Source organism: Halanaerobium sp. (assembly GCF_003070835.1).
The window spans coordinates 1-1,939 of the sequence record NZ_QBLR01000461.1 but is presented as its reverse complement, the minus strand read 5'-3'; the positions used below and the strand labels follow the sequence as shown (position 1 = coordinate 1,939).

At 34.7% G+C, this 1,939-nt stretch carries 2 protein-coding genes; both read left to right on the top strand.

The window, feature by feature from the left end; all coding sequences use genetic code 11:
* Positions 1-245: 245 nt before the first annotated feature.
* Complete coding sequence (locus CI949_RS20445) at positions 246-1,166, top strand: sulfurtransferase (protein ID WP_290769875.1); 921 nt, start codon at positions 246-248, stop codon at positions 1,164-1,166.
* Positions 1,167-1,320: 154 nt separating this feature from the next.
* Positions 1,321-1,939 (top strand): rhodanese-like domain-containing protein (locus tag CI949_RS20440; protein ID WP_290769874.1); only part of this gene is annotated, 619 nt, incomplete at its 3' end.

Sequence of the window (1,939 nt, the reverse complement as noted above, 5' to 3'; positions counted from 1 at the left end):
CAAAGATGCTCCTTAATATTATTTTTATTCCAGCTCATGCTCATTATATCATATCTATTTATTTCTTTTAAAACTTTTGAATGAATCAGCAGCAGTTATTAACTATTTTAGAGAGCAGAAAAGCAGTCCTCATTTGATAATTGAATATACTATTAGCAAATGTTATAACCATAAACGGTCAATATGTTTTATAATATTAATAGAGATTGTTCTAATTTTAACAATATAAATTTGGAGGTGGAAATATGAAAAAAACAGCAAAGTTATTGTTACTTTTATTAACTTTTGCGATTATTCTCACAGGCTGTGAAGCAGATATTTCTGTTCCTGGTGAAGTGGGGCAGGATATAATTACAGCAGATGAAGCCCTTAAAATGATTGAGGAAGAAGATGTAGTTGTAGTTGATGCACAGCAATCCGGTGATTTTGAAGATAAACACCTTGAAGGTGCAGTAAATATTGCCAGAAATGATATTACAACTTTTGGACCTTATCCCAATATGCTGGCAGATGCTTCTAAAGTGGAGTCTTCATTAGGAGAAAACGGCATCTCTAATCAGTCAAAAGTTCTGATTTATGACAACAATAATAATATGGATGCAGCCCGCTTGTGGTGGACAATGCTGGTCTACGGTCATGATACAGCCAAGATGAAGGTAATCAGCGGAGGTTTGCATGCTCTGGAAGAAGCTGGAGCTAATTTTGGATCCGGAGAATACGAGGTTGAAGCTGTAGAATACAAAGCAGCAGAAAAGAATGAAGAACTAATTGCTGCTAAAGAAGAAGTGCTGGCTGAGGTTAATAATCCCAGTGAGAATCTTGAAATTTTAGATGTAAGAACTGCAGAAGAAGTTAGTAAGGGTATTATTCCCGGAGCTATTCATATTAATTATGTAAATAATATTAAGGATAACGGAGAATTTTATCCACCAAGTTATATTCAGAGATATTATCCCGATAATGATATAACACCAGACGAAGAAGTTATTATGTACTGTCAGACTTCAATTAGAGCTGCTCAGAGCTTTATAGCCTTACATAATGCCGGTTATAGAGGTCTAAAACTTTATGATGGTGCCTGGATTGAATGGTCATCAGATAGTTCAACACCTAAGGCAGTGCCTACCGGTGCACCTGCTAAACCAAGTGCTCAGGATGGATCTTAGTAAAATTATTTTTAATTAAATGTGTCCAATAAAAGTTCTTAACAGTAAGTTGAGAACTTTTATTTAAGAAGCTTTGTGAAATATATTTTAATGTATTGTGTTTTCACAATTTAGTTAGAGTTATTATTTATTAAAAAAATTAGGAGGAATAAGAATGAAAAAAAGAAGAATTTTATTATCAATGGCACTAGTTGTTATGGCTCTGCTGGTAGTTTCAACATCAGCATTTGCAGTATCTGATGCAGTAGAAGATGCAGTTAATGGTTATTTTGAGAATCTTCCAGAAGACAACGGCATGATTGGGGAAGAAGCTTTTGTAGAAAAAGTTAAGGCTGGAGAAGATCTCTTTATCTTAGATATAAGACAGCCTGATGTTTATAATGAAGGTCATGTTAAAGGTGCAGTTAATTTACCCTGGGGACCAGAAGCTATTCCAGCTGCTTTAGAAAAGCTGCCTGGTGATAAAACAATTTATGTTTACTGCTACACCGCTCAGACTGCCAATCAGACAGTTGCTTTATTAAACTTTGCTGGTTTTGAGGCTAAATCAGTTAGATTTGGCTGGAATTTAGGGATTTCAAGAGTTGAAGGTTATGAAGAAATAGTTGAAACTGAAGCACATCAACTTGGTGGAGTTACAGATTATAAAATTAAGGCAGAGGTTAAAGCTGCAATTGAAGATTACTATGCAGGTTTAGCTGATGTTAGTGATACAATGTATAAAAACTATAAGATTGCTGAAGATATGTTAAAAATGGCTGTAGATTCTGGTG